This is a genomic window from Duganella sp. SG902 (assembly GCF_013376005.1).
GTDB lineage: Bacteria > Pseudomonadota > Gammaproteobacteria > Burkholderiales > Burkholderiaceae_D > Rugamonas.
The window spans coordinates 575365-600857 of record NZ_JABMJK010000004.1 but is presented as its reverse complement, the minus strand read 5'-3'; the positions used below and the strand labels follow the sequence as shown (position 1 = coordinate 600857).

The 25493-nt window shown below is 65.1% G+C and carries 30 protein-coding genes; 14 read left to right on the top strand and 16 right to left on the bottom strand.

Features of this window, described 5'->3' with window-relative positions; genetic code table 11:
- Positions 1 to 253: 253 nt before the first annotated feature.
- Complete coding sequence (locus tag FHW83_RS12045) at positions 254 to 634, bottom strand: helix-turn-helix domain-containing protein (protein ID WP_176646578.1); 381 nt, start codon at positions 632 to 634, stop codon at positions 254 to 256.
- 85 nt (positions 635 to 719) lie between these two features.
- Here FHW83_RS12045 and FHW83_RS12040 point away from each other — a divergent pair, with 85 nt between their 5' ends.
- Positions 720 to 1127, top strand: a complete 408-nt coding sequence (locus FHW83_RS12040; RefSeq protein WP_176646577.1) for a DoxX family protein — start codon at positions 720 to 722, stop codon at positions 1125 to 1127.
- Between the two features lie 11 nt (positions 1128 to 1138).
- Positions 1139 to 1885 (top strand): SDR family NAD(P)-dependent oxidoreductase, encoded by a 747-nt coding sequence (locus FHW83_RS12035; protein ID WP_176646576.1) that lies wholly within the window; start codon positions 1139 to 1141, stop codon positions 1883 to 1885.
- Between the two features lie 27 nt (positions 1886 to 1912).
- Here FHW83_RS12035 and FHW83_RS12030 read toward each other — a convergent pair whose 3' ends face one another.
- Positions 1913 to 2227 (bottom strand): beta/gamma crystallin-related protein, encoded by a 315-nt coding sequence (locus FHW83_RS12030; RefSeq protein ID WP_176646575.1) that lies wholly within the window; start codon positions 2225 to 2227, stop codon positions 1913 to 1915.
- Positions 2228 to 2321: 94 nt separating this feature from the next.
- Here FHW83_RS12030 and FHW83_RS12025 point away from each other — a divergent pair, with 94 nt between their 5' ends.
- Positions 2322 to 3692: an MATE family efflux transporter gene (locus FHW83_RS12025; protein ID WP_176646574.1), complete on the top strand. Its 1371-nt coding sequence runs from the start codon at positions 2322 to 2324 to the stop codon at positions 3690 to 3692.
- Positions 3693 to 3772: 80 nt separating this feature from the next.
- Complete coding sequence (locus FHW83_RS12020) at positions 3773 to 5980, top strand: S9 family peptidase (protein WP_176646573.1); 2208 nt, start codon at positions 3773 to 3775, stop codon at positions 5978 to 5980.
- A gap of 95 nt (positions 5981 to 6075) precedes the next feature.
- On the opposite strand, the gene FHW83_RS12015 is transcribed toward FHW83_RS12020, so the two are convergent.
- Together FHW83_RS12015 and FHW83_RS12010 are read right to left on the bottom strand one after the other, a co-directional pair.
- Entirely contained in the window at positions 6076 to 6267 is a 192-nt protein-coding gene (locus FHW83_RS12015; protein ID WP_072787227.1) for a CsbD family protein, read from the bottom strand.
- Positions 6268 to 6335: 68 nt separating this feature from the next.
- On the bottom strand, positions 6336 to 6980 hold the full coding sequence (locus FHW83_RS12010; protein ID WP_176646572.1) for a bifunctional 2-polyprenyl-6-hydroxyphenol methylase/3-demethylubiquinol 3-O-methyltransferase UbiG: 645 nt from the start codon (positions 6978 to 6980) through the stop codon (positions 6336 to 6338).
- Positions 6981 to 7096: 116 nt separating this feature from the next.
- Between FHW83_RS12010 and FHW83_RS12005 the strand changes: the two genes are divergently transcribed.
- Positions 7097 to 7924: an HDOD domain-containing protein gene (locus FHW83_RS12005; protein ID WP_176646571.1), complete on the top strand. Its 828-nt coding sequence runs from the start codon at positions 7097 to 7099 to the stop codon at positions 7922 to 7924.
- A gap of 145 nt (positions 7925 to 8069) precedes the next feature.
- On the top strand, positions 8070 to 8348 hold the full coding sequence (locus FHW83_RS12000) for a flagellar protein FliT (protein WP_176646570.1): 279 nt from the start codon (positions 8070 to 8072) through the stop codon (positions 8346 to 8348).
- Positions 8349 to 8391: 43 nt separating this feature from the next.
- Here the strand turns inward: FHW83_RS12000 and FHW83_RS11995 are convergent, their stop codons facing one another.
- Together FHW83_RS11995 and FHW83_RS11990 are read right to left on the bottom strand one after the other, a co-directional pair.
- The gene (locus tag FHW83_RS11995) at positions 8392 to 9597 is read right to left on the bottom strand and encodes an aminotransferase class I/II-fold pyridoxal phosphate-dependent enzyme (RefSeq protein WP_176646569.1); all 1206 of its coding nucleotides are present in this window, start codon (positions 9595 to 9597) and stop codon (positions 8392 to 8394) included.
- 94 nt (positions 9598 to 9691) lie between these two features.
- A complete protein-coding gene (locus tag FHW83_RS11990; protein WP_176646568.1) occupies positions 9692 to 11374 on the bottom strand; it encodes a FimV family protein in 1683 nt (560 codons plus the stop codon).
- Between the two features lie 130 nt (positions 11375 to 11504).
- Here FHW83_RS11990 and fumC point away from each other — a divergent pair, with 130 nt between their 5' ends.
- Positions 11505 to 12902, top strand: a complete 1398-nt coding sequence (gene fumC / locus FHW83_RS11985; RefSeq protein WP_176646567.1) for a class II fumarate hydratase — start codon at positions 11505 to 11507, stop codon at positions 12900 to 12902.
- Here fumC and FHW83_RS11980 read toward each other — a convergent pair.
- Positions 12899 to 13801: a hypothetical protein gene (locus tag FHW83_RS11980; protein WP_176646566.1), complete on the bottom strand. Its 903-nt coding sequence runs from the start codon at positions 13799 to 13801 to the stop codon at positions 12899 to 12901. The two genes, fumC and FHW83_RS11980, sit on opposite strands and share 4 nt — an antisense overlap.
- A 179-nt stretch (positions 13802 to 13980) precedes the next feature.
- Between FHW83_RS11980 and FHW83_RS11975 the strand changes: the two genes are divergently transcribed.
- On the top strand, positions 13981 to 14199 hold the full coding sequence (locus FHW83_RS11975; protein ID WP_155468363.1) for an RNA-binding S4 domain-containing protein: 219 nt from the start codon (positions 13981 to 13983) through the stop codon (positions 14197 to 14199).
- A gap of 149 nt (positions 14200 to 14348) precedes the next feature.
- Complete coding sequence (locus FHW83_RS11970; RefSeq protein ID WP_176646565.1) at positions 14349 to 14642, top strand: DUF883 family protein; 294 nt, start codon at positions 14349 to 14351, stop codon at positions 14640 to 14642.
- Here FHW83_RS11970 and FHW83_RS11965 read toward each other — a convergent pair.
- The 6 genes from FHW83_RS11965 to FHW83_RS31145 all read right to left on the bottom strand — a co-directional run bounded on the left by FHW83_RS11965 (position 14616) and on the right by FHW83_RS31145 (position 18503).
- Positions 14616 to 16277: a DUF692 family multinuclear iron-containing protein gene (locus tag FHW83_RS11965; RefSeq protein WP_176646564.1), complete on the bottom strand. Its 1662-nt coding sequence runs from the start codon at positions 16275 to 16277 to the stop codon at positions 14616 to 14618. The two genes, FHW83_RS11970 and FHW83_RS11965, sit on opposite strands and share 27 nt — an antisense overlap.
- A 20-nt stretch (positions 16278 to 16297) precedes the next feature.
- Complete coding sequence (locus tag FHW83_RS11960; RefSeq protein WP_176646563.1) at positions 16298 to 16549, bottom strand: DUF2282 domain-containing protein; 252 nt, start codon at positions 16547 to 16549, stop codon at positions 16298 to 16300.
- A gap of 163 nt (positions 16550 to 16712) precedes the next feature.
- Positions 16713 to 16904: a YjfB family protein gene (locus FHW83_RS11955; RefSeq protein ID WP_176646562.1), complete on the bottom strand. Its 192-nt coding sequence runs from the start codon at positions 16902 to 16904 to the stop codon at positions 16713 to 16715.
- Between the two features lie 53 nt (positions 16905 to 16957).
- Positions 16958 to 17503 (bottom strand): molybdopterin-guanine dinucleotide biosynthesis protein B, encoded by a 546-nt coding sequence (gene mobB / locus FHW83_RS11950; RefSeq protein ID WP_176646561.1) that lies wholly within the window; start codon positions 17501 to 17503, stop codon positions 16958 to 16960.
- 75 nt (positions 17504 to 17578) lie between these two features.
- On the bottom strand, positions 17579 to 17764 hold the full coding sequence (locus tag FHW83_RS11945) for a hypothetical protein (protein WP_176646560.1): 186 nt from the start codon (positions 17762 to 17764) through the stop codon (positions 17579 to 17581).
- A gap of 67 nt (positions 17765 to 17831) precedes the next feature.
- Complete coding sequence (locus tag FHW83_RS31145; protein ID WP_176646559.1) at positions 17832 to 18503, bottom strand: general secretion pathway protein GspB; 672 nt, start codon at positions 18501 to 18503, stop codon at positions 17832 to 17834.
- A 63-nt stretch (positions 18504 to 18566) separates the two neighbouring features.
- On the opposite strand from FHW83_RS31145, the gene FHW83_RS11935 reads away from it, so the two are divergent.
- Positions 18567 to 18914, top strand: a complete 348-nt coding sequence (locus FHW83_RS11935) for a GFA family protein (protein WP_176646558.1) — start codon at positions 18567 to 18569, stop codon at positions 18912 to 18914.
- Here FHW83_RS11935 and FHW83_RS11930 read toward each other — a convergent pair whose 3' ends face one another.
- Genes FHW83_RS11930 through FHW83_RS11920 form a run of 3 tightly spaced genes read right to left on the bottom strand, consistent with a single transcriptional unit; the run spans position 18915 to position 21263 of the window.
- Positions 18915 to 20549: an AAA family ATPase gene (locus tag FHW83_RS11930; protein WP_176646557.1), complete on the bottom strand. Its 1635-nt coding sequence runs from the start codon at positions 20547 to 20549 to the stop codon at positions 18915 to 18917.
- A 25-nt stretch (positions 20550 to 20574) separates the two neighbouring features.
- On the bottom strand, positions 20575 to 21078 hold the full coding sequence (locus tag FHW83_RS11925) for a hypothetical protein (RefSeq protein ID WP_176646556.1): 504 nt from the start codon (positions 21076 to 21078) through the stop codon (positions 20575 to 20577).
- Entirely contained in the window at positions 21078 to 21263 is a 186-nt protein-coding gene (locus tag FHW83_RS11920; protein WP_092278329.1) for a hypothetical protein, read from the bottom strand. Before FHW83_RS11920 ends, FHW83_RS11925 begins: the two co-directional genes overlap by 1 nt.
- 214 nt (positions 21264 to 21477) lie before the next feature.
- Here FHW83_RS11920 and FHW83_RS11915 point away from each other — a divergent pair, with 214 nt between their 5' ends.
- The 4 genes from FHW83_RS11915 (at position 21478) to nagA (ending at position 25491) form a co-directional block, all read left to right on the top strand.
- Positions 21478 to 22569: a GIN domain-containing protein gene (locus FHW83_RS11915; RefSeq protein ID WP_176646555.1), complete on the top strand. Its 1092-nt coding sequence runs from the start codon at positions 21478 to 21480 to the stop codon at positions 22567 to 22569.
- A gap of 220 nt (positions 22570 to 22789) precedes the next feature.
- Positions 22790 to 23659 (top strand): BadF/BadG/BcrA/BcrD ATPase family protein, encoded by an 870-nt coding sequence (locus FHW83_RS11910; RefSeq protein WP_176646554.1) that lies wholly within the window; start codon positions 22790 to 22792, stop codon positions 23657 to 23659.
- 3 nt (positions 23660 to 23662) lie between these two features.
- A complete protein-coding gene (locus FHW83_RS11905) occupies positions 23663 to 24397 on the top strand; it encodes a GntR family transcriptional regulator (protein WP_176646553.1) in 735 nt (244 codons plus the stop codon).
- Positions 24394 to 25491, top strand: coding sequence for an N-acetylglucosamine-6-phosphate deacetylase (nagA, locus tag FHW83_RS11900; protein WP_176646552.1), 1098 nt, complete (start codon positions 24394 to 24396; stop codon positions 25489 to 25491). The genes FHW83_RS11905 and nagA overlap by 4 nt, the downstream gene beginning before the upstream one ends.
- Positions 25492 to 25493 lie beyond the last annotated feature (2 nt).

Below are 25493 nucleotides of genomic sequence, written 5' to 3'. Positions count from 1 at the left end.
AAGCCCAGATAGCAAAAGCGCCCGCAATGGGCGCTTTGTCATTTTCCGAAGGTGAAATAAGCTAGCTGAAAGTTCGCAGATTTTGTACGTATTTTGTACGCTAGGGTCTAACGTCGATTTAGCCCTACTGCCAATTGGCCACGCCCAGGGTCTGGTAGTAATCCTTGTATTCCACGTTGCCCGCTCCTGTTGTGGGTCCCCGCCAGTCTAGCGCAAATGCCGGGAACGCGTAGTTCGCCCGAGGGACGCCAGGCTAGGCCACTTTGGGTTTGCGTCCCCTGGCCACTGGCTTGGCCGGCACCGTGGCGCCGTACTGCAGCCACCAGGCTGTCAATGCCTCCATTGTCGGCCCTAGTCCTTGTGCCTTCAACGTGATCGCGTACTCAACGCGCGGAGGAACTTCGGCATAGACGGTCCTGGACACCAAGCCATCTTGCTCAAGCTCACGCAGCTGCGCCGTCAGCATGTGCTGCGTGATACCGGGAATCGCCTTTTTTAGCTCGCCGAAGCGATAGATCCGCTGATTGAGCAGCCACATGATTTCCAATTTCCATTTGCCTGCGAGGAGGCCAAAGGCCCTGCGCATTTCCTCATGCATATTGACTTCGTCAACGACATTAGTCTGGTTTTTCATACTAACCCCTGATAATTCATCCTACTTGCGGGTTTTCATATTAGCCGACATTCTTACGCCATGTCGATGCCCACAGGAGAACTTTATGACCATTAACAACGTGTACTGGATCAGCTCAGCATTGCTGTCGCTGCTCTATCTGACTTCCGCCACGCTCTACCTGGTCAAGACCAGCTGGGTGCGGGCGCAACTGGCCGAGCTCGGCTACCCCGGTTACCTCGTGCCGCTGCTCATCGTGGTGAAGGTGCTGGCTGTCGTGGCGATACTCTGGCGGGTCAACGTGCCCCTGAGCGATCTTGCCTATGCCGGCATGTTCTTTCACCTGCTTCTGGCCGGCCTGGCTCACCTCGGAGTTGGCAAGTACAAGGATGCCCTGCCTGCGGCCGTGGGCCTGCTGCTGCTGATCATGTCACTCGCCACCCAGAATGGCGCCCGTGAAACACCCTCGCAATATGGCCTCACCGTGGCCACTCAACCTGCAACGCTCAACTGAAAGGAAATAGCATGAATCGACTCAATGGGAAAGTGGCCATCGTCACCGGCGCGGGCCGAGGCATCGGCCGTGCGACCGCAAAATTATTCGCGGCGGAGGGGGCCAAAGTGGCGGCCCTCTCACTCACGCCGGCGAATGTCCAGGCTGTGGTGGCCGACATTGAAGCAGCGGGAGGCGCCGCGCTGGGTATCGTCTGCGATATCAGCGACGCCGGCCAGATCAAGGCGGCGGTCGAGCAAGTGGCAAGGACCTACGGCGGCATCGACATCCTCGTCAACAATGCCTTCGATCCGTCCGCGCCGTTTTCATCCATCATCGAGCTGTCGGTATCCCAACTGCAGCGCAACTTCGACGTCGGCCCGATCGCCTACCTGCGCATGATGCAGGCTTGCTACCCCTATCTGAAGGCGAGCGGGGAAGGACGGGTCATCAACTTCGGTTCGCTTGCCGGCGTCAGTGGCCTCATGGGCTACGGTCCCTACAACATGGCGAAGGAGGCGGTGCGAGCCCTCACCAGGACCGCCGCACGGGAATGGGGAGCCGACAAGATCACCGTCAACAATGTATTGCCGGTCGCGGACACGTGGGGTGCGGCCGCCGCCAACACCCCTGCCCCAAGCAGCGCGCTGGCCCGCTTCGGCTCGCCCGAAGAGGACATCGCCCCGGTAGTCCTGTTCCTTGCCAGCCGGGATGCACAGTTCCTGACCGGTTACAGCCTCACTCCCGATGGCGGCACGATTATTGACAGCGCGCGTTGACGAACGCGTGCGCGCACAGGTGGTTCGTTACTTCGCTTTCCTTGGCTCGACCTCGCGCACCGAGGAAATCATGTCATCGAACCCCTTGAGCTGGCCGTACTCGCCTTCCTTGAGCACCATGCACTTGCCCTTGTAGTGCTTTTCCGCGCACACCTCCCACGTGCCCTTGTGCACCACCACGCTGGAGGTCTTATCGTTAAAGCCTTGCAGGTCGAGGTCGGGTGCGGCCTCGTGCAGGGTGATGGCGGGTCCGCCCAGATGTTCGCGCGTGTACAGCGTGATGTCGCCCGCCCAGACGACAGGGCTGGCGCAAAGCAGGACGGCGGCAAGAATACGGTGCATGGAGCATCTCCAAAGGGCTGAGCACGCATCATAACGCGCAAAACTGTTAGCAACACAGTAAAATTGTGCGTTTCTGTAACGCACTTTCCCGTCCATGCCGCATACCTTTACCCTGCCCAATATCCGCCGAGAAATCGCCGCCCTGTGGACGCTGGCGTGGCCGGTGCTGATCGGCCAGCTGGCCAATGTCGGCATGGGCGTGGCCGACGTCGCCATGACCGGCCACACCAGCGCCGACGAGCTGGCGGCGGTGTCGCTGGGCGCCTCGGTGTGGGGCATCATCCTGGTCACGGTGACCGGCATCATGATGGCGGTGAACAGCATCGTCGCGCACGACGTCGGCGCCGGCGCGCTGGACAAGGTGCCGCACACGGTGCGCCAGGCGCTGTGGAGCGGATTGGGCGTGGGCGTGGCGGCGGCGCTGCTGGCCAACCTGTCCACGCTGGTGTTCGACCACCTGTACCTGACGCCGCACGTGCAGCGCCAGGCATCGTTGTTCGTGCACGTCATCAGCATCGGCCTGGTGCCGCTGGCGGCCTACCGCGCGCTATACGGCTACAGCACTTCCATCAACCAGACCAAGCCGGTGATGGTGATCGCCATCCTCGGCCTGCTGTTCAATGTGTTCGTCAACTGGCTGCTGGTGTTTGGCAACTGGGGCCTGCCGGCGCTGGGCGGGGTCGGCTGCGCGGTGGCGACCGGCTTGTGCATGTGGCTGATGCTGGGCGCCATGCTGCTGTGGATACGCTACGCGCCGGCCTACCGCGCCACCTATCCGTTCACGCACTGGGAATGGCCGCACTGGCCGGAGATCCGCTCCACCCTGCGCCTCGGCCTGCCGATCGGCGTGACCTACTTCGCCGAGGTCAGCGCGTTCGGCGCGGTCAGCCTGCTGGTGGCGCGCTATGGCGTGGTGGAAGTGTCCGCGCACCAGATCGCCCTGAATTTCAGTTCACTTACCTTCATGGTGCCGCTCAGTTTTGGCATCGCGCTGATCACCCGCGTCGGCCAGTCGATGGGCGAAGGCGACGCGGTGCGTGCGCGCTTTGTGGCCTGGGTCGGCGTCGGCATGGCGCTGGCGTTTGGCGTGCTGTCGGCCGTGCTGATGGTGGTGTTCCGCCACCAGATCGCCGCCGCCTACACCTCCGACCTGGCGGTGCGGGCGCTGTGCGCCTATCTGCTGGTGTTTGCCGCCCTGTTCCAGCTGTCGGACGCCACGCAGGTGGCAACCTCCAGCGCGATTCGCGGCTACAAGGTCACGCGCCAGCCGATGCAGATCCAGTTGCTGGCGTTCTGGGGCTTCGCGCTGCCGCTCGGCTGCTGGCTGGGCCTTGGCCACGACATGGCGGCGGCCGGCTTCTGGATCGGGCTGTGCATCGGCCTGACGGTGGCGGCGGTGCTGCTCAGCTGGTCGCTGCACCGGCTGGCGCTGCGCCGCGTCACCGAAGGAAAAACGGTTTTCTAGCCCGGATTCAGAATCTTGCCGTCTCGCCACGGCAGGTGCGCTCTGGTATCGTCTTGGATTCCGCAACCAAGAGACACACCATGCGCTTCATACTCTGCTTCCTCGCCTTGCTGGCCGGCGCCAACGCCAACGCCGAAAAACTCACGCTGGACCGTATCCACAGCGATCCCTCGCTCAGCGGCCCGGGCGTGCGCAGCCTGAAGGTGTCGCCGGACGGCGCCCGCGTCACCTTCCTGCGCGGCCGCGAGGACAACCAGTTCCAGATGGACCTGTGGGAGTACAACCTCAAGGACAAGACCACGCACCGCCTGGTCGATTCCAAGAGCCTGGTGCCGGAGGAGAACCTGTCCGACGCCGAGAAAGCCCGTCGCGAGCGCGAGCGCATCGCCAGCCTGAAAGGCATCCTGAGCTACAGCTGGTCGCCGGACGGCAAGCGCCTGCTGGTGCCGATCGCCGGCAATCTGTACCTGATCGACGTGGCCAAGCCGGACCAGGCGCGCATGGTCGCCTCCGGCAATGTGTTCGATCCGAAGATTTCGCCGCAGGGCCGCTACGTGTCCTTCGTGCGCGACCAGAACCTGTTCGTGATCGATCTGTCGACCGGCAAGGAAAAGCAGCTGACCACCGACGGCAAGGGCGTGATCCACAACGGCGAGGCCGAGTTCATCGCGCAGGAAGAAATGGGCCAGACCACCGGCTACTACTGGGCGCCGGACGATTCCGCCATCGCCTACAAGCGTTACGACGAAACGCCGGTGCCGGTGGTGCGCCGTTTTGAAATCTTCGCCGACCGCACCGAGGTGGTCGAGCAGCGCTACCCCGCCGCCGGCGATCCGAACGTGCTGGTGGAGCTGAAGATCGTCTCGCCGGCCACCGGCGAGATCCGCGACGTGCCGCTGGGCGCCGAGAAGGACATCTACCTGGTGCGCGCCGACTGGAGCGGCAACGGCAAAGCGCTGCTGTTCCAGCGCCAGTCGCGCGATCAAAAGAAACTGGAGCTGGTCTCGGTGGACGCCGCCACGCTGGCGCAAAAAGTGCTGATCACCGAAACCTCGTCCACTTGGGTCAGCATCTTCGACGACCTGCGCTTCCTGTCCGACAACAAGGGCTTTATCTGGTCGTCGGAGCGCAGCGGCCGCAAGCACCTGTACCTGTACGACATGAATGGCAAGCTCAAGCACGCCATCACGGCCGGCGAATGGGGCATCGACCGCCTGCTGGCATTGGATGAAAAGAACGGCCGCGTGTACGTGCAATCGAACCGCGACGCGGTGGTCGACAGCCAGACCTACGCGCTCAAGCTGGACGGCAGCACCGCCGACAAGCCGACCCGCGTGACGCAGGGCGACGGCTGGCACGATTCGTCCTTCGCGCGCAATGGCGAGGTGTTTGTCGACACCTATTCCAATCCGGACACGCCGCCGCAAGTGAGCATCCGCCGTCCCGACGGCAGCATGATCCAATGGCTGGAGCATAACGAGCTGAACGCCAACCACCCTTACGGCAAATACCTCGACGCGCACCTGAAGACCGAGTACGGCACGCTGAAGGCCAAGGATGGCCAGACGCTGTACTACTCCATCATCAAGCCGAGCGGCTTCGACGCCAACAAGAAGTATCCGGTCTACCTGTCCACCTATGGCGGCCCGCACTCGCAGCACGTGTCGCGCAAGTGGGGCAACTTCTTCGACCAGTACATGGCGCAGCAAGGCTTCGTGGTCTGGCGCCTGGATAACCGCGGCTCGTTCCGCCGCGAGCGCGCCTTCACCGACGCCAACTACCATCAACTGGGCCGCGTGGAAGTGGAAGACCAGCTGACCGGCATTGAGTGGCTGGGCAAGCAGAGTTTCGTGGACGCCAAGCGCATCGGCGTGTTCGGCTGGAGCTACGGCGGCTTCATGACCTTGCGCCTGCTGGCGGAAGCGTCGGACAAGATCGCGATGGGGGTGTCGGTGGCGCCGGTGACCGACTGGTCGCTGTACGACACCCACTACACCGAGCAATTCATGGGCACGCCGAAGGAGAACGCGGCCGGCTATGAGTACAGCGGTGTGTACTCGCATCTGGATGGTTTGAAGTCGCCGCTGCTGCTGATGCACGGCATGGCCGATGACAACGTGCTGTTCACCAACACCACGCGCATGATCGATGCGCTGGTCAAGCGCAATGTGCACTTCGAGCTGATGACTTATCCGGGCGGCAAGCACGGCATTTCCGGCCGCGCGCCGCAGCGCCACGTCTACGGGAATATCGAGGCCTTCTTCAAGAAGAATCTGAAGCCTGAGTAAAACAGTCGTCCCGGCGAAAGCCGGGACCCATGGAACGTTTGCGCTGTGTTATCGCATGCGTTCTATGGGTCCCGGCCTTCGCCGGGACGACGTAGTTAGTTGCGGTTGCCTTTGACTACGTCCTCGACGGCTTCCTTGGCGTCGCCGTAGCCTTTCTGGATCTTGCCTTCAGCCTGCTTGTTCAGGCCTTTGGCTTGCTGCTCCGAGCTGCCTACCAGCTTGCCAGCCTCTTCCTGGATCTTGCCGCCGATTTCCTTGGCTTTACCTTTGACTTGGTCCTTGTTCATGGTGAACTCCTTTGTAGCTAAAGGGCACACAGCCCAGTGCTGTGTGCATGGCGTTCACTATAGGCCGCTCATGGTCGAGCTTCTGTGCGCTCGCGTACGCAGCGCCACACGCTGGCCAGCCACGGCTGCTGCGCGCGCGGCAAACCATCGGGCCGGTAATAGTGGCGGATCGGCGCGAAGCCCGCATCGATCAAGTAACGCTCCCACGTTTCATAATCATAGTAACTGCCGTAGCGCGGACCGTTCCAGCCTTCGCGGTTGTCGCCGCGCGGATTGGAGCTGAACAAGACGCCGCCGGTCTTGAGCGCGCCATGCAGGTCGCGCAGCACCTGCGGCAACGCCGCGCTGGGTACATGGAACAGCGAGGCATTGGCGTAGACGCCGTCAAAATATTGCGCCGGCAAATCCAGCCGCACGAAATCCTGCCGCCACACCTCGCAGCCGCTGTAGGCGCGCGCCATCTCGACAAAGCGCTCCGAGCCATCGATGCCGATCGCCTCATGCCCCACCGCCTTGAACGCTTTCAAGTCGCGCCCCGGGCCGCAGCCGAGATCGAGCAAACGATACGGCGCCGGCGCCGTGATCGCCTCCAGCAACGCGGCGATATTCTGGCTCACATCGTGATCGATGGTGCCGGCGAAAAACTGCTCGGCATTCAGCTCGTAGTGGCGCAGCGTGGTTTGTGTAATTTCGTCTATTTGATTTTGTTTCATCCCGCCAGTGTACCGCGACACAGAAATGCGACGCTTCCTCCCAAATCTCTTCTGTCATGCGAGGAATCCCTATATAGTTAGCCTATAGCAACGCGCTAATCACCGAGGAGATAAATATGAAACTTGATGCCCTGTTCCAGAATCCAACTGCGTTGCCCACCGCGCCCAAGGTCGTGGAAGAGCTGATCAGCAGTTTCGACAAGGCCAGCGTCTCGACCGAAGAGATCGCGAAAAAACTGTCGACGGATCCGGTGCTGAGCGCCAAGCTGCTGCGCCTGGCCAACTCGGCCTACTACCACGTCTCGCGCAGCATCGGCACCGTGGAGGACGCCGTGCTGATGCTCGGTTTCGTCACCGTGCGCACGCTGGTCATCAGCTCCGGCCTGGTGAGCGGCTTCAAGACCGTGCCCGGCCTCGACCTCAAGCAATTCTGGAAATACAGCCTGCACACCGCCGTCTCGGCCAAGTGGATCGCCAAAAAAACCAAGGAAAACACCGACCTCGCCTTCACCATCGGCATGATGCACGCCATCGGCCAGCTGGTGATCCATTCGGCCGCGCCGGAACAGGCCATGGCCCTCGACAAGGTGGCCGGCCCGCTGGACTCGCGCCGCCTGGACGCCGAGCAAGCCTCGCTGGGCTACACCTTCGCCGACGTCGGCGCCGAACTGGCCAAGCGCTGGAAATTCCCCCATACCTTCTCGGAAACCATCGCGGCCTTCCCGGAGCCGCACCATAACGGCGAACTGAACCGCCTGGCCGCCGTGGTGGCGCTGGCCGCCTGGCGCGCGCGCGTGGCGCAGGCCGAGCTCACCGACGACGAAATCGCCGCCTGCTACCCGGTCGACCTGGCCGAGGAACTGGGTCTGGAAGACAACGCCCTGATCGATGACATGCCGCCGCCGGACGAATTGAGCGCGGGCCTGGAAGAGCTGGTCAAGTAAAGATTGGTTTTTAGTCATCGAAATCCGCCTGTTTTGCCGCCGGCGGATTTTTTTTCGATTTTTTTCAAAAAACCCTAAAGTTCCCATTTAAGGCGACGTTAATCTGGACATGCGGTAATCCGCTTTAACTTAGCCAGGTGGGTATATGACCTCTTCCGAAGTCCTCTCGATGTACGAAAACATTGCCGGTTTGACCAATCAAATGGCCGCCGCCGCACGCATCGGAGATTTGGACCGCCTGGGCAAGCTGGAAACCCAGTGCGCGGCCGAATCGCGCGCCATCGGCACCGGCGTGCCGGCCCAGAGCGGCGCGCAACGCCTGCGCAAGATCGACCTGCTGAAACAAATCCTGGCCAACGACCGCGAAATCCGCGACGCCACCGATCCATGGATGAATACCATCCCAGGCCTGGCCCGTCAATAAACCGGCCAGCCTGACAATCAAGCGCCTCTTTCGAGGCGCTTTTTTATGCCTCCAGCGCCACGCGCAGCGACAGCGCGATGCCTTGCGCCGCCTTGTTGATCTCTTCCAGCGATGGGAAGCTCGGGGCGATGCGGATGTGACGGTCTTTTGGATCGACGCCATACGGGAAGGCCGCGCCGGCCGGGGTCAGGGTGATGCCGGCTTCCTTGGCCAGCGCCACGGTGCGCTTGGCGGCGCCGTCCGGGGTGATCAGGTCGATGAAGTAGCCGCCTTCCGGACGGGTCCATGAGACGCCTGGCACGTCGCCCAGGTAGGCCTGGAACTGCTCCAGCACCGCGTCGAACTTCGGTTTCAGCAGCTGGCGATGTTTTTCCATCAACGCTTCCACGGTCGGCAGGTCTTTCAGGAAGCGCACGTGGCGCAGCTGGTTGATCTTGTCCGGGCCAATGCTGCGCAGGCCGGCATGCTTGGTCCACCATGCGACATTGGCCGGCGAAGCCGCCAACGCCGCCACGCCCGAACCCGCCCAGCTCACCTTGGACGACGAGGCGAACACGATGGCACGGTCGGGATTGCCGGCCTTGGCGCACGCTTCCAGGATATTCGCGACCGCCAGCTTTCGCTCGCCCAGATGGTGGAAGCGATAGGCGTCATCCCACATCAGGCGGAAGTCGGGGGCGGCGGTTTTCATCGCGGCCAGGCGCTGCACCACGGCGTCCGAATACACCACACCACCCGGATTGCTGTACTTCGGCACGATCCACATGCCTTTGATGCTGGCGTCTTCCGCCACCAGTTTTTCGACCAGGTCCATGTCCGGACCTTGCTCGTTCATCCGGATGTTGATCATTTTGATGCCGCGCGCCTCGCAGATGGCGAAGTGGCGGTCGTAGCCCGGCACCGGGCACAGGAAGGTCACCGGATTTTGCACCCAGGGCGCGTGGCCGGGCACGCCGTTCAGCAGGCTGTACATGATCACGTCATGCATCAGCGACAGGCTGGAGCTGCTGTCGACCACCACTTGCGCGGCGGGCACATCCAGCAATTGGCCGAACAGCGCGCGCGCTTCCGGCAGGCCGATGGTGCCGCCGTAGTTGCGGGCATCGCTGCCGTCGGCGGCGGTGTAGCCGTCCAGCGCGGCGGTCAGCGCGTTGGACAGGTCCAGTTGTTCGGGCGCCGGCTTGCCGCGCGACATGTCGAGTTTGAGGCCGAGTTGTTTGAAGGCTTGATACTGTGCTTGGTAGCTCATGAGGAAGGGGTTGGTTGATGTGAAAAAAATACTATACCCCAGATCGCTTGCACCAAATCAGAGCTTCCAGCTATATGCTTATGCGCTCAGCGCATTACGAGGAGGACGAGGCGGCCGCCGGCTCGGGAACCGGCTTGAATTCCTCCATGGGATCCTCGACTTTTTTCTTGCGGAAGCCCTGCCAGATCTTCAGCGGCCCCCTGCCGGCGTTTTTCTTGCGCCAGAAGAAGAAGCCACCGCCCAGCAGCGCCAGCAGGCCGACGCCGCCTGCGACCAGCGGCCAGGTGCTGCTGGTTTGTTCGACTGGCTTTTCCTTTTCCTTCTTGTACTTCAGCTTGGGCAGCACGCGCACTTGCTTGGTCGGCACGGACGCTGCGGCGCTGGCGTCGGCGCCAGCCGAGGCGGACGCCGACGCCCCAGCCTCGCCCGCCGCCGCCTTGGCGGCATGCATCTCGGTCTCACCCTGCGCCGCCATGCTGGCCGACAGCTGCGCCGCCCCCTTGCCGCCCTGCGTGGCGCCGGAGGATGCGCTGGCGGCGCCATTGCCCGGACCGCCAGCCGCCGATGATTTAGCGGCGGCGGCGGGCACCTCGCCGGACACCGCCGATCTTCCGGCCGCACCGGGTGCCGAGGCGGCCGCGATCGTTTTTTCAGCCGCGCCGGACGCCGGCGGCTTGGCGATCGGAGCGGCAGCCGCGCCAGGCGCGGCCTTCGCCGTGGCAGGGTTGGCCGCGCCGTCGCCATGCGCGGCCGCCGGCGCCGCGCTCTTCGCGGTGGGCACGGCGCCGCCGAGGGCGCCCTGCAGCGTCTTCAGCTTGCCTTCCAGCTCGGTCAATTTGGTGGAAATCTCGGCATTGTGGTTATCCAGCGCCACGCACTCCTTGGCACTGATCCCGCCCGCCGGGCAGGACGCCGACGCCGGCCGCTTGACACCCTTGGGCAAGGGCAGCGGCGCCAGCGGCAACAAGGCCTGCGACACGCCCACCGGCACCTCCGCCGTATCCTCCCTGGCAGACGGTTTCAATGGTTTGCCATCCGGCGACACCAACACGCCGGCGATCCGCCGCGCCTGTCCCGCAGCCTTCACCTCGCCTGGCACGCCGGTCTCGGCCTCGTGCACGGACGGCAATGGCGCCGGCTTGCTCCGGTCGCGCACCGGCGCAGCCGCAGCGGTCCCGCCAGCCGCGCTGGCGGTCCCGGCCGCCGACGTGGTTGCCGCCGGCGCCGCCCCGGGCCCCGTCGGCGCGCCAGTTGCCGACTTGGCGGCTGCGGCCGCCCGCGCCGCCCTTGCCTGCGCGGTGATCTGCTCGGCCTGCGCCGGCGTCATGGCGCTGGCCAGCGGCACGGCCGGCGCGACGGGAGCAGCCGGCACCGGTGTCGGCGGCGGATTCGGATCGCGCTGCAGCCACACGGTTGCCAGCCGCACCTCCTGCTTGCCCGGCACGCCCAACTCCACATACAGATGCAGATAATCGGCCTCCACCGCGCGCGCGGTGGTCACATGCAACACCGGCTTGCCGCCGCGACGCTCCACCTGCATGCGTACTGACGCCAGCGCCGGATTCATGGTCACATTGGCGCCGCGATACACATCCTGCGCCGCCAACCGCACCTGCAAGCCATTCGCCTCCTCCGGCGTCAGCGACACCAGATCGATATCCACCGCCAGCGGCTGGCCGATGTACGAGCGCGGCGCAATATCGCCCAGCTCGGCCGCCTGCACGGCGCCAGCCAAGGCCAGGGCGAAAATCGGGGTCGTGAAGTGCTTGTACCGCATCGTGTTTAGGAGCAAGGAGTTCTAAAGTGTAACAGCTATAACGGCCGATTTTTCCGGTTTTGTAGCCCCCGGTTAATTTTTCCAATCTGCGCTACACTCATCGCTCTCATTTCCCCACCAAGGACACCCCATGAGCACCCGTAGCGAACGCGATAGTTTCGGCCCGATCGACGTCCCCGACGCCCAGCTGTGGGGCGCGCAAACCCAGCGCTCCCTCGAACATTTCCGCATCTCCACCGAGAAAATGCCGGTCGAACTGATCCACGCGCTGGCCAGCGTCAAGCGCGCCGCCGCCCGCGTCAACCTCGATCTGGGCCTGCTGGAGGGCCCGAAAGCCATCGCCATCACCCAGGCCGCCGACGAGGTGCTGGCCAACCAGCACCCGGGCGAGTTCCCGCTGGCCGTGTGGCAAACCGGCTCCGGCACCCAGTCAAACATGAACATGAACGAAGTCCTGGCCAACCGCGGCTCCGAGCTGCTGGGCGGCGTGCGCGGCGAAAAGCGCATGCTGCACCCCAACGACGACGTCAACAAGGGCCAGTCCTCCAACGACATCTTCCCCACCGCCATCCACGTCGCGGCCGCCCAGGCGCTGGCCAACAACGTGCTGCCGGCGCTCAAGCAACTGCGCGCCAGCCTGCACAGCAAGGCGGAGGCGTTCGCCGACATCGTCAAGATCGGCCGCACCCACCTGCAGGACGCCACGCCGCTGACGCTGGGCCAGGAATTCTCCGGCTACGTGGCCCACCTGGACTTCGCCGAACACGCCATCAGCGCCGCCCTGCCCGGCGTGCTGCAGCTGGCGGCGGGCGGCACGGCGGTCGGCACCGGCCTCAACGCCCATCCGCAATACGCCGTCCGCATCGCCGCCGAGCTGGAACACGCGCTGCACCTGCCGTTCAAGAGCGCCGACAACAAGTTCGCCGCGCTGGCCGGCCATGACGCCCTGCTGTCGGCGCACGGCGCCCTGAAAACCCTGGCCGCCGCCCTGATGAAAATCGCCAACGACGTGCGCTGGATGGCGTCCGGCCCGCGTTCCGGCCTCGGCGAAATCACCATCCCCGAGAACGAGCCGGGCAGCTCCATCATGCCGGGCAAGGTCAACCCCACCCAGTGCGAGGCGCTGACCATGCTGGCCTGCCAGGTGTTCGGCAACGACGTCGCCATCACCATGGGCGGCGCCTCGGGCAACTTCGAGCTCAACGTCTACAAGCCGATGATCGCCCACAATTTCCTGCAAAGCGCGCGCCTGCTGGCCGACGGCATGCGCAGCTTCGAGGAACATTGCGTGCACGGCATCGAGCCGAATCGCGGCCGTATCGAGGAATTGATGGAGCGCTCGCTGATGCTGGTCACCGCGCTGGCGCCGCACATCGGCTACGACAAGGCGGCCTCCATCGCCAAGAAGGCCCAGCACGAAGGCACGACCTTGAAAGAGGCCGCGCTGGCGCTCGGCTACGTCAGCGCCGAGCAGTTCGAGCAGTGGATCGTGCCGCTGGACATGACCAGGCCGGGCGCGAAAGGCTAGAAGCCGTAGGAATAGCGCACGCCCGTCAGCAAATCGGGCTTGGCGCTGGCGTCGTGGCCGGGATTGATGCGGTACATCACCGCCCCGGTCACCCTGCCCTTGCTGCCGTCGCGGCCGAGGAAACGGGTATAGCCGAATTCCAGGTCGCGCTCGGTGGCGGTCGGACGCAGGTTCAGGCGCGGCGGGCCATATGCGGCCACGCCCGGGTCCACCGACTGCGCCAGGGCGCCGCTGTAATCGAGCGAACCGGCACGCACCTTGGCCGGAATCGACAAGGTGAACGCCAGCCGGTCATTGCTGGTGAAGAGCTGGCGCTTCACGTAGCCCAGGCTGTACGCCACCGTGCGCACCGACGACACCTGCGACAACAGGCTGTCCGGCGTGCCGATGCCCTCCGTCTTGCCATACGACGCCATCGCCATCAGCGAGCTGGTGGGCGACAGCGCATACCCCAGCGACAGCGACGTGAAGCGCGTGGTCGGCCGCGTGTTCAGGATCATCGACATGCTGTGCTGCGTGCCCGGCGCGCCGCCCGACTCGCGCAGCAGGCCGAAGGTCAGGATCCCGGTGCCGCGCCCCATTTTCTTCTCGAATTCCGCGCTGCTGAGGAAGCGTTTGCTGTGCTCGTTCAACAGCGGGCCCAGCGGGTCCAGCAGCGCCAGGTTGTCCGGCAAGGCGCCAAAGTGCAGGCGCGGCGCGCCGGCAAAGGCGGCGTAGCGCTGGTCGTGGTACAGCGAATCGGCCAGCGCGCCCTGGCGGTCGGCGGCCTCGAACAGCAGGGCCGCGCTGGCGCGTTTTTCAAACAAGGGAGGGGGTTGCGACGGTGCAAACGGATCGGATGCGACGGCCTCGGTCCCGCTCAGGACCAGTGTCGCCAATGCCAGTGGAAGCTTGTTCATGATGCAACTCGCTACGGTGTTTGCGCCCTGCTGAAACTTTCAGCAGTTGGATTCAGCATAGCCCTTTCTTTGCCCCCTAGCAATCCAAATTACTCTGCGAGGATGAGGTAAACTGCGGGCCTGTCGGAATGCCGCTACACTAGACAAACCGATTTCACATCATGGCAGCAGAGGATAAAATGCAGAAAGTAAGTTTCGAATTAAATGGCGAGTTTGTTGAGCTGAATCAGCTGTTGAAGCTGGTGGGGCTGTGCGACAGCGGCGGCGCCGGCAAGCAGATCGTGGCCAGCGGCGACGTCAAGGTCGACGGCAAGCAGGAACTGCGCAAAACCGCGAAAATCCGCGCCGGCCAGCAGGTCAGCGTGGGAGACGTTAGAATCAGCGTGGTGGGCGTGTAATTTTTCTTGCTTTTAAGAAATAACATCCTAAGCTGCAAGCATGGTCTTGCGGTGAGGTTGAGCGCGCGCAAACCCATGTGCGCGGGCACGGTTATATTGGCTTAGTTTGGCCGCCCGGCTTTATCAACCAGTTTTCACAGGGGGACGTCATGGACGGTCCTGAACCAGCCAGCCCTACCCAGGAACGATTGTTGGACGATTTACGGCAGGTGATCGAGAACGCCGAGGAGCTGCTCAAGAATACGGACCAGTACCATGGTGCGCTGTATCAGGCGGCCCGCAACAAGCTGGCCGAGGCGCTGGCCGCCGCCACCGAGGAACTGGCGCGCTTCGAGGACGTGCAGATCGACCGCATGATCGAGCTGACCGCCGTGGCCAACCGCCTGCACCGCGACCTCACCGGCGAAGCCAAGCTGTTACGCGCGTTCCGGCGCGAGCACTGACTCCACCAGCAACCCGTGCGTCAGCCAGTGTTGCAGGTTGGCGGCCACGTCGAAGTTGTCATCCATCTCAAATGCCGCGTCCAGCGCGGCGCCGAACGTTTCCCCTTGCGATAACGCCAGCAGCGCGGCGTGACTGGCCGCGCTCAGCGGCTGCACGCCGGTCTGCCATGCGGGCCGAGTGACCACCGCGCGGCATGGCGCGGCCATGGCTTCCGGGAAGGCGATGCCGCTGACCGGCTGGTGCGCCTGCCACAGGGGCACCACCGCCCAGTCCGAGCTGAAGAGTTGCGCGGCCGGATGCAGGCGGAAGCTGGCCGACTCGATCTGCCCGGGCGCGATGGCAGCCAGTTGCTGCGCGCTCAGCGCCTGCGCGGCCGGGGCGTAGTGGGCGCGGTGCAGCAGCCATTCCAGCGCGGCCATGTCCGGCAGGTAGGGATAATCGGCCACGTGCGGGAACTCGCGCAGGAAAGCGCTGAAATGCGCGCCGAAACGGTTCAGGTCGGGATTGTCGGATGGATGGGCGCGGCCGTAGGCGCGCGCCAGCGCGGCAAAGAACTCGTCCCCCACCAGCGCCAGCACGACCGGATAGGCGGCGCCCAGCGTCTTGCGCCATGTCTCGCTCAGGTTGCCGCGATACAGCGCCAGCCGATGCGCGGCGTGCTCGGCCTTGCACAAGGCCTGCAGCCGCGGCGCCAGCCGCGCATCGAACAGCGCGCCGACGAACAACTGCTGATGCCGCTCCGCTTCGGCCAACGCCGGACCGGCGGGCGGGTCGGCACCGGTCGGGGCGCGGCTGAGCGGCTCGGCGCCGCGGGCCGTGAGCGGCGCGGCGCGGGCGTACAGGACGGCGGCACGGTCGGCCTCGGCCAGCAGCACATCCAGCCCGGGAATATCGGTATCCCATTCAATCAGGGTCGGCACGGCGCCGAAGCGCGCCAGCGCCGCCTCGTACAAACGCCACACCGGCTCGGCCACGCGGTCGCCGTGATGATCGATCACCGCCTGCGGCGTCACCAGGTGGCCGGCCAGATGCATCTCGCCCACCATGCCGGGACTGATCGCGGCCAGGGCGGCCAGCGCATCCTCGCCGTGGTTGCATTGATTGACGTACAGGTTATTGATGTCCAGCAGCAGCGCGCAGCCAGTGCGCGCGGCCAGCGCGGCCAGGAACTCGGCTTCGCTCATGGCATCGTCATGAAAGCGGACATAGGTGGAGACGTTCTCCACCAGCAGCTGGCGCCCGAGCACATCCTGCACCCGGCCCACGCGCGCGCTCATCAGGTCGAGCGCGGCGCGGTCCAGCGTCAGCGGCAGCAAGTCGTTCAGCTGGCGATCGGCCACCGCGCCCCAGCACAAATGCTCGGACACCAGCACCGGCTGCACATCGCGCACCAGCTCGCGCACGCGCAGCAGGTGGTCGTCGGAAAAGCCGCGCGCCGAGCCCAACCCCAGCCCGACGCCATGCAGGCTGACCGGATAATCGCGCCGCAGTTGCTGGAGCACGTGCCAGTCCCAGCCGGCCCGGTCCAGATAATTCTCGCTATGCACTTCCAGCCACGCCGCGCGTGGCCGTTGTTCCAGAAATTGCCTGTAATGCGGAGCCCGCAGGCCAACGCCAACGCCGAGACCTGGCATCCTTGCCGCTCCGCGCGTGCTTACTTGGCTGGCGGCGTGGTCTTGCCGCCGGCCTTCTCGCAGGTGCCTTTCGGGACGAACTTCCACTCATCGGGTTCGTTATCGGCCTTGGCCTGGCCCGAGCACGAGTGCTTGGCGGTGCCGCAATCGTTCTGGCCGGCCTTGGCCACGCCATAGCATTTTTCTTTCTCTTCGGCGGCGGCGGCCGTGCCGGCTTGCGCGGCGCACACGGTGGCCAGGGCTGCGGCGATCAGGGCTTGACGTTTATTCATGGGTGGTCTCCTGTGGAAAAAGTTAACAGCACCCGCAGCGTACCAGCAATGCGGCGGATATGCACCTGTCTGAACACGGGAGAATGAGGGATGCGCGAACGCGCCGCGCGGCGGCCGCCGCGCAGGAGAAAACGGCGGCGCCGGACAGCGCCGCGAATGCCGCTCAGGCGGTGGTGTTGATGTTGTTGCCGAGGTGGGGCGGCAGGTTCGGCACCGGCGGGATCGCCTCGATCAGGGCGGATGCGCTGGACGCCTGGATATCCTGGGCCTTTTTCAGCACGGCAATACCGACAGCCTGCTTGGTGCCGGTATCCGCAATCGTGGTTGCGGTCTGAGCAATACTGTTAACGTCCATGTGGTCCTCCAATTCGGGGTATCACTCTGTTTACGGACAGTATGGCGCGAACTTTAGGCCGCCACTGAATTTTTTTTCAGATGCGTAAGCATCCAGGCAAGCACCTGCTGGGGCTGGTTCAGGTCCAGCCACGCCAGGCTGGCGCGCAGGCCTTCCGGGCGCGGATGGTCGGCCGCCACCGCCAGCACGCGCTCGTCGTGCGGGTACAGCGGCGCGCGGCCGGCTTCCACCCGGTACACCTCCAGCTTGTCGATGGCGTAAGACTTGAAGCCTTCCAGCAAGGTCAGGTCGGCCGGCGACATGCGCGCCAGCTGTTCGTCGAGCGTGGGCTCGGGCGCGCCGCGCAGCTCGTGGATGATGGCGTAGCGGTACGGCGAGCCCACCATCACCTCGGCCGCGCCGGCCATGCGCAGGCGCGCACTGTCCTTGTGCTGCGGTTCGAACTGCAAATCGTGGTGGCTGTGCTTGATGACGTTGACCTTCCAGCCCTGGGCGGCCAGTTGCGCCAGCAGGTATTCCAGCAGTGTGGTCTTGCCACTGCCGGAGGTCCCGATCACGCCCAGGACCTTGCGCGCATGCGCGGGACTGACTTGTTGCATTGCCGGCCTTTCTACGCCCTTGATGATTGATGCCACGCATTATACGCAGCAACATTTGAAGGCGCAGCAGGCGGCTTAGTGTTCTGGCTTGATGATGGTGCCGCGCCCCTGTCCAATGGCGGACAGGACGACGAGGCCGAGGCAGATCGCCGCGATGCCGAGGCCGCTCGGCTCGGCGGCCGGCAGGCTGTCGGCGGCGTGGGCGCGCTGCGCGTAGGAGGCGGCGGCGATGAGCAACGGCAGGAGCTTCCAATGTTTCATGATTTTTCCCTTGCTGAGTTCACAATGATGGAAAAATATCATGTTTTCATTACACGAGGATTACAACTCAATAGGGAACGCGGTAGCGGTAACCCCGGAAGTTGAACACGGCTTCTTTTTGCTGCAGTTTCTCCAGCAGCAGGCCGGGCGCGACCTCCTCGCCCTCGTGGCGCAGAACCTTGTCGACCAGCAATACCCGGTCGGCGGCGTTGCGGGAATAGATGTAACCGCCGACCGTCACCGGCGGGATGGCGCGCTGGATCGGCTCCGGCAAGTCGCGCAGGTTGACCACCGGCTCCTCGGGCACCGCGACCAGCTTGATGGGGGCGGACGCTGAGGCCGGGGCCGGGGCCGGGGCTGGCGCGGCGGCCGGCTGTGAATGGTTTTCCGGCGCCGAGGCGCGCGCCAGGTTGGCCACCGACGGCGGCAAATCCGCCACCGGCGCGGGCAACGGCGTCGGCGCGGCTGGCGCGGGCGGCTGCGCGGCCTGGACGGCTGGCGGCGCAGCGGCGGCCGGGGCCGGGGCCGGCTGCGGCTGCGCGGCCGGCTTCAGCACCATGGCCAGCAGCACCGCGATCACCGCCGCCATCGCCAGCACGGCCAGCACCAGCGGTTTGCTGAAGCGGCCCGTGGCCGACGCCGTATCGGCCGCCTGCAAGGTCGGCGCGTGGATGGTGGGCGAGCTGCCCAGTTGACGTTCCGCCTGCGCCTTTTTCAAGGCTTCCAAGATATAGGACATAGCTTTTAATGAATCGGATATCGCGCTATCTTACACGTCACAACCACACGACGGAGACAGCACATGAAATACACCGGCAGCTGCCATTGCGGCCAGATCAAATTTGAAGCGGAAGGCGACATCGGCACCGCCCTGGCATGTAACTGTTCCATGTGCCAGCGCAAGGGTTCGCTGCTGTGGTTCATCCCACGCCCGAACCTGCGCCTGCTGACGCCCGAAGCCAACCTCAGCACCTACCTGTTCAACAAGCACGTCATCAAGCACCACTTCTGCGCCACCTGCGGCATCCATCCGTTTGGCGAGGGCACCTCGCCCAACGGCGACGCCATGGCCGCCGTCAACCTGCGCTGCATCGAGGACATCGACCTGCAAGCCATCCCCGTGCATCACTACGACGGCCGCTCAGTCTGATCAGCGCAGGCGCGGTTCCTGCACGCCGCCCAGCTGGTACAGGCGGATGAAGGTCTTGGGGCCGGCCACGCCGTCGGCCTTGAGCTGCTGCGCGGTCTGGAATTCGATCAAGCGCTTGCGCAGCGGCGCGTCGAGCGGCTGGTTCTCCTGCGGCTTCTTCAGGTCGTAGATCTGCGACAGGCGCTTGGCCAGCCAGTCCACGTCCGGTCCCTGGTCGCCGCCGCGCACCTCGTCGCGCCAATTGCGCGGCGCGCGCCAGTAGGTGGTGAATTCGCCGTCGTAGCGGGCGTTCAGCGCATCCAGCGTGACTGCCTGCGGCTTGCCGCCGGCGCTCACGATGGTGGCTGTGTGCTCATCGAGCGCGGTCAGCAGCACATAGTTGGGCGCGGCCGGATCGTCGTGCAGCTTGAGCATGGCTGGACGGTCCAGCAGGCGCAACTCCTCCAGCGTGCCCTTGACCGGCAGGCAGCGCAGATTGGCGCGCGCGGCGGTCGGGCAAGGATCGCCATCCACCAGCGTCAAGCCCCACAAGCCGGCCAGTTGGCGCAGAGCCGCCGCGCTGTCGCCGCCGGCACGCATCGCGCCGGGCGCCGCCGCAGCAGCCACCCCCGCCGATGCCGCCGCCGACGCGGCGCCGGGCACACCGGCTTGCGTGCGCCCGGCCTCCGCCGCGTGCGCGGGCGCGACCACCGGCCTCGCGTCGCGCGCAAGCAGTTGCCATGCCAGCGCGCCGATCACCACGCCGCCCAGCATGCCCGCCGCCACCAGCGGCCAGCGGCTCGCGGCTCCGCCGGCGCGCGCGCCCTGCCCGGCCCCATCCTGCCCGGCGAACACCTCTGCCGCCGCGCGCTGCAAGATCTTGCGCGACACCTGCGGCTGATTCTCCACGTACGCTCCCAGCAACGCGCGATCGCACAGCAGGTTGATACGGCGCGGCACGCCCTTGGTCAGCTTGTGCACCAGGCCCATCATGGCGCGCGGGAACGGCGCGATCGCCGTCGCGCCGGCCACCGCCAACCGGTGCTCGATGTAGGTGCCGGTCTCCGCCTCCGACAGCGAACCGAGGTGATAGCGCGCGATCACGCGCTGCGCCAACTGCTCCAGCTCCGGCCGCGCCAGCATCTCGCGCAACTCCGGCTGGCCGATCAGGATAATCTGCAGCAGCTTGCGCTCGCTGGTTTCCAGGTTGGTCAGCAGGCGCAACTGCTCCAGCACCTCGGCCGACAGGTTCTGCGCCTCGTCGATGATCAGCACGTTGTTGCGCGCCTGCGCGTGGCTGGCCAACAGGTAGGCGTTGATCGCATCCACGTAAGTCTTCACGCTGACCGCGCCCTGCGGCGGCAGGGCGATCCCGAACTCGTCGCAGATCGACAGCAGCAACTCCTCCACCGACAGCTTGGGATTGAAGATATAGCCCAGCTTGCAGTTCTCCGGAATCTGCTCCATGAAGCAGCGGCACACCGTGGTCTTGCCGGCGCCGATCTCTCCGGTCAACAGCACAAAGCCGCCGCCCGAGCCAATGCCGTACAGCAGATGCGCCAGCGCCTCGCGATGGCGCTCGCTCATGAACAGGTAGCGCGTATCGGGCGCGATGGAGAACGGCGATTGCTTCAGGTTGAAAAATTGCGTGTACATGAAAGCGCGGGAAGTGGCGGGTCGCCTATTTTAGCCGTTGTCGCACCGGCGGCGGCTGCACCGGCGGCAGCGGCTTGTACTTGGCGCAGTAAATCTTGGACTTGGTATCGAAATACACGATGCGGCTGGCCGGCTTGGCCTCGCGCACCGGATAGGCCGAGGTGTCGATCACCGTGTAATGCGTGCCGACCTGCTGGATGATGGCCTTCTCCAGGTTTTCCGGCGTGGCCTCGGCCACCGCGCCGACAAAGATAAAGGTGCTGGTGTCGTCGCTGACCATCACCTCGGACACCTCGGTGCCCCACAGCGACGCGCCGGCCGTGCGGAACCAGTAGGCGCCGCCCTCGTGCTTGTACCAGTTGCCGAAATGCTTGACCAGGTAGTTGTAGTAGTAAATGTTATCGGTGTGATCGCGGCACAGCAGGCCGTTGCCGATGATGGTGCCAAACGTGGTGGGCACCGACTGCGCCGCCGCCACGCAGCAGACGCCAGCCAGCAGCGCGCCGGCCAAGGCAAGGCGCGCCCGCATTACGTTTTAGACAACCACGCGCGGTTGGCGCTGATGCGCGCCTTGGCCGTCGGTGGCAGTGCTTCGTAGCAGCCGGGATACTGTTTCAAGGCATGCTCCCTGATTTCCTTCTGCAGGCCGTTAATCAAAAAGACATACAGCACACCACCATCGCTGGTACTTTTGGTTCCCATGTATTTGATCATGTGCGCTCCTTTCCTACCGCGCCCATTATGACATCACGGCCGCGGCGCGGCCACACAAACAGTAACGGCCGCCCGGCGCCAAAGTTGAACTGCGGCTCAGCCCCGGTTTTTTGCAGTTGATCCCACACTTCCGCGCGTCCATCCCATGGCGCGCGACGACGGCCGGGTTTTGTCATATCGTCCAGTTCTCGCCACTTCCCATACCGAGACCAACATGAAGCAGACGATCCAACACGCCGCGCTGACCTCCGCCCTGCTGCTGGCCGCCAGCCTGGCCGGCGCCGCCGACAAGCCCGACAACAGCTACGGCAGCGAAACGCGCACCGTGGCCCCGTTCAGCAACCTCAACATCATCGGCCCGTTCCGCGTGATCGTCACCGCGCAGCCGGGCAACACGGTGGAACTGTCCGGCCCGCGCCGCCAGTTTGCCGAAATAGAAACCTCGGTCGCGGGCGACACCCTGACCCTGCGCCAGCCGCGCAAGCAAAGCGCCGGCTGGACCTTCAACCTGAGCTGGGGCCGCGAGGCCAAGCCGCTCACCATCCGCGTCAGCGCGGCCGGACTGAAAAGCCTGCGCAACGCCGGCAGCGGCGACGTCGAGCTGCAGCAATTCAACGGCAAGCAGCTGACGCTGGTGTCGGACGGCCCGGGCGACATCCAGGCCAGCGGCAAGGTGGGCGACCTCAGCGTCACCACCAACGGCAGCGGCGACCTCGACCTGCGCGCGCTGTCCGCAGGCAACCTCAACCTGCAGATGAGCGGCCCCGGCGACGTCAACGCCAGCGGCGTCACGCAAGACCTGAACCTGGTGGTCAGCGGCTCGGGCGACCTCGATATTGGCGACATCCACGCCAACCGCGTCAACGCCGCCCTGCACGGGCCGGGCTCGGTGGTCCTGCGCGGCAGCGCGCGCGAGATCCGCGCCGAGCTGCACGGCTCGGGCGACCTCGACGCCTGCACCCTGAGCGCCGACGCCGCCAGCGCCTCGCTGCACGGACCGGGCGAAGCCTGCATCGCCGGCCATATCAAGAAACTCGAGGCCGAGGTGCATGGCTCGGGCGACCTGACCGTGCGCGGACTGGAGGCGCAAAGCGTGCGCGCGCGCCTGAGCGGGCCCGGTAACATGATCCTGTCCGGCAACGCCACCGTGCTGAGCGCGCAGGTTAGCGGCTCGGGCGAGCTGGACGCACGCCAGCTGTGCACGCGCCAGACCGACGTCACGGTCCACGGCCCGGGCAACGCGGTGGTCGCGGTGGCCGACAGGGCCGACACCAACCGCACCCATCTGGTCACATACCACCGCTAGGTCCGCCAAAAGTGGCATGCAAATGCCACAATCGCACCGCACCCGCGAAAATAGAATTTATCGTTTAAAAACAGTCAGTTAAAAAACGATTCCAAGGAGACAATGCCAGTCCACTTCAATATTTTTTAATACCAGTTAAATACCTGTTGACAAGCTGGTTTGCCACCCCCTATAGTGCCCTTCATCGCGGGCATCCCGGCATTAGCTTTCTCAGGTAAACATGATCGAATTTTTCATCGGCGTTGACGGCGGCGGCAGTGGCACCCGGGTGCGCCTGGCGCGCGCCGACGGCGCGGAAATCGCCGAGGGCGCCAGCGGCCCGTCCGGCCTGATGCATGGCATCGCCAAGGCCTGGGCCGCCGTGGAAGAGGCCGCCGCGCAGGCGTTCCGCGCGGCCGGCCGCGACTTCCCCAACAAATCCAGCATCGCCGTCGGCCTCGGCCTGGCGGGCGTGCACAACAAGCAATGGGCGGCCGAATTTGTCGCCGCCAATCCCGGCTACGCGCAGGTCGCGCTGGAAAGCGACGGCCACACCACCGTGCTGGGCGCGCACCGCGGCAAGCCCGGCGCCATCATTGCGCTGGGCACAGGCAGCGTCGGTGAAATCAAGCTGGCCGACGGCCGCCACGTGGAAGTGGGCGGCTGGGGCTTCCCCGCCGGCGACGAGGCCAGCGGCGCCTGGATGGGGCTGCGCGCCATCAACCACGTGCAGCAGGTGCTGGACGGCCGCATGCCGGCCAACGCCTTCGCCACCGACGTCGCCAACGCCTGCGGCGGCGAGCGCAACGCCATCCAGACCTGGCTGGCGCAAGCCACGCAGACCAAATATGCGCAACTGGCGCGCATCGTCCTGCAGCACGGCGACAGCAACGACACCGCGCGCGGCATCCTGCTGGCCGCCGGCGACGAGGTGGAGTTGATGGCCAATGCGCTGGACGCCAGCGGCAAGCTGCCGATCGCCCTGTGCGGCGGCCTGGCCGCGCCGCTGCGCCCTTACCTGCCGGCCGCGCTGCTGCCGCGTCTCGTCACACCGCAGGGCGACTCGGCGGCCGGCGCGCTGCGCCTGATCCAGTCGCGCCTCGAGGAGTAAGCCGTGCTAGCCCAGTTGAGCGACTTCACGCCCGATCCTGATAGCGATACCCCGCTGTACATGCAGCTGGCGAACAAGCTGTCCGACGGCATCGCCGGCGGCGACTGGCGCGCCAACGAGGCCCTGCCGTCCGAGCGCGTGCTGTCGGACATGCTCAACATCTCGCGCGTGACCGCGCGCAAGGCCATCGACATGCTGTGCGAGCGCGGCATGCTGACCCGCAAGCGCGGCTCCGGCACTTACATCACGCCCAAGCTGGAGCAGCCGCTGTCGCGCTTGACCAGCTTTTCCGAGGAGCTGCGCGAGCGCGGCTTCACGGCCGGCTCGCGCTGGCTGCAGCGCGAGATCGGCGTCGCCTCGCCGGTGGAGCTGCTGTCGCTGGGCCTCTCGCCCAACATGCCGGTGGCGCGCCTCAAACGCCTGCGCACCGCCGACGACGTGGTGATGGCGATTGAAACCAGCACCATCCCGGCGCAGTACATGCCGAATCCGCACAGCGTCAACGAGTCGCTGTACGGCTACCTGGAAGCCAATGGCACCATTCCGATGCGCGCGCTGCAGCATATCCGCGCCGTCAACGCCAGCGATGAGCAGGCGCGCCTGGCCAATATTCCCGCGGGTGCCGCGATGCTGCACATCACCCGCGTCAGTTATCTCGACAACGGCGCAGCGGTGGAACTGACCCACTCGTTCTGCCGGAGTGATTATTATGAATTCGTAGCGGAGTCGCGCAGATGAGCGATGCAATCAAAGGCAATATCCTGACACCGGCGGGCTGGATCCACGGTGAGATCACATTCAACCAACGCATCGCCGCCATCAGCGGCGCCAGCGCCGATCCGGCGCTGAACGAAGCGGCCTATATCTTGCCTGGCTTCATTGACCTGCACGTGCACGGCGGCGGCGGCAAGGATGTGATGGAGGGCGGCGACGCCGTCCGCACCATCGCCGCCATCCACGCCAAACACGGCACCACCAGCATGCTGGCCACCACCATGACCGCGCCGCCGGAAGACATCGACATCGCGCTGAAAGGCATTGGCGCGGCGGCGGCCGAGCGCCGCAAAGGCGAGGCGCGCGTACTGGGCGCGCACCTGGAAGGTCCGTTCATCAATTCCGGCAAGCTCGGTGCGCAGCCGCCTTACGCGCGCTCCGCCAAGCTGGCCGACGTGCGCAAGCTGGAAGAACTGGCGCCGCTGCGCGTGATCACCGTGGCGCCGGAAATCGCCGGTCATCAGGAACTGGTGAAGGAACTGTCCGACGCCGGCATGCGCGTGCAGATCGGCCACACGCTGGGCACTTACGAGGATGGCGTGGCCGCGCTGGCGCAAGGCGCGCGCAGCTTCACGCACCTGTTCAACGCCATGCCCGGCCTGCATCACCGCGAGCCCGGCATGGTTGGCGCGGCGCTGGCGCACGGCACCTACGCGGAACTGATTCCCGACCTGCTGCACGTGCATCCCGGCGCGATCCGCACCGCGCTGCGCTGCATTCCGAATATCTACTGCGTCACCGATTCGACTTCCGCCACCGGCATGCCGGACGGCGAATATATGCTGGGCCGTCACAAAGTCATGAAGTGCATGGGCGGCGTGCGCCTGCCTGATGGCACGCTGGCCGGCAGCACCCTCACCATGGACCAGGCCTTGCGTAACCTGGTCGGACTCGGCCTCGATCTGGCGGACGCCTCGGCGCGGGTCTCAACGTATGCGGCCGATTACCTCGGCCTCTCAGAGCGGGGCCGCCTGGCCCCCGGCGCGTTTGCCGACTTCGTGGTGCTCGACCGTGACCTGAACCTCAAAGCCGTCTATATCGAAGGAGAATTGTTGTGACC